The following is a 1,464-nucleotide window of genomic DNA, read 5'->3' as shown; positions in this document are numbered from 1 at the left end:
ATCTCGGCTAACGTCGAGAAGACAGGCGTATCCATCTCGGTGGCCGCGAGCAACTCGGCCGGCCCAACGGACAGGAATCCAATACGCTGGCGGCGGAGATTTACAACCATTCGGACGTAATCATCATTCCTCAAGCCCGCATTGTCCCTTAGCGTCATCAGCAGCGGCTGAGTCCAGGATGACGATTTCACACCAAGATCGACTGCAAGCATCCGGACACGCCGGTCCTCAGCAATCATTGGAATTTCGGTCTCGCGAGCCGTCGCGATGGTGTCGATCGTCGAGGAAGATAGGAGATCGTCTATCTTCTCTTCCCTTTCCGGAAGCGCCGACGTCGGGAGGAGATTCGTATGCTCGCGAACCCACCCGAGAACCGAATTACTTGCCTCGCGAAGTGCCTGCCGTTGTTCAGGTGTCGATTTGACCATGATAACACTGTCGCCATGTGCCTCTAGGGAACCTCCTTCCTGGTCGATGGCCTGTTGAGCATCGTCCGCTCGTTGCGCAAACTCGTCTATGGTGGCTTGGACCGTGTGAATCGTAATTGGAAGCCTTTCGACGAGGTCGAGAAACTCGATCTCCTGCCACAAAGAGAGTGTCAACGCATCAACAATGACGGCAGATTGACCCCGAAGGCCCTCCAACGCCTGCTGCCTCTCTGCGTGATCGCCAACGCAGGCGTCCAACCACACATCTGACTGAAATCGAAGGCCACGCGAAGTGTCGATAGGATCCGATCCCAACGCCTTCGCGATGGTATCAATAGGGATGAGGTTGTCGGTGTAGATATGGACCGCTTCCGATACCAGCCGAGCACGTTCGCGGGCCTGCTCGAAGATCGGCTCAAAAGCATCCTTGCTCTCGACGTCTATCGTATAACGCCCAAGCGCCCGGCTCTTGGGAAAGAGCCTTGAATGTGCCTCCATCGCACGCCGGAACAGTGCTACAAATTTATGGGTAACTTCCGCGATCTTCCATTGCACCGGCTGCCCTATACCAGCAAGAACAACAGTGGCACCGACTTTTTGCCCACCCAGGCTTTTCGCGAAGGCATGATCGGGCCTAAGGGTTTCGATGCCCGGTAATGCGCCGTTCCCTATAAGATAGATCGCCTTCTCACTGTGATCGTTTTCCAGATATACGACCGTATCCTCCTGAACGGTCTTGACCCCGAGAAATCTATCCTTGCGAACTTGGAGCAGAAAAAGAGACAGGTACCCCATGTGGACCCGCTCGCTTGTGCCCCAGTTAGCGGCGAGGGCATCGAAGCCAACGCGCAGTGCGTCTTTTCGCCGACCATATCGGTTCAAAATCTGCGCGAATTCGATGAGCTCGTCGCCACTCCCATCAAATGATGCGTGGGTCTTCTTTGCCCAAGCAGACATTCGGTCTTCCTGGCCTGCCCTGATTGCCTTCCGTACCCAGTCAAGCCGCGACCGCAGATCGGTTTTGTCGAGCTTAACC

Annotated in this window: 1 protein-coding gene; it reads right to left on the bottom strand. The window is 55.5% G+C overall.

Going from position 1 to position 1,464, the window contains the following annotated elements; genetic code table 11:
- The coding region (locus tag AC1D1Z_RS37355; RefSeq protein WP_477853855.1) for a PIN domain-containing protein at positions 1–1,385 on the bottom strand (1,385 nt) is incomplete at its 3' end.
- Positions 1,386–1,464: the final 79 nt, after the last annotated feature.

It is taken from the genome of Rhizobium sp. P1_E1 (assembly GCF_056406015.1).
Note: the sequence above shows the minus strand (reverse complement) of the source record. Positions and strands in the feature narration are given on the sequence as shown.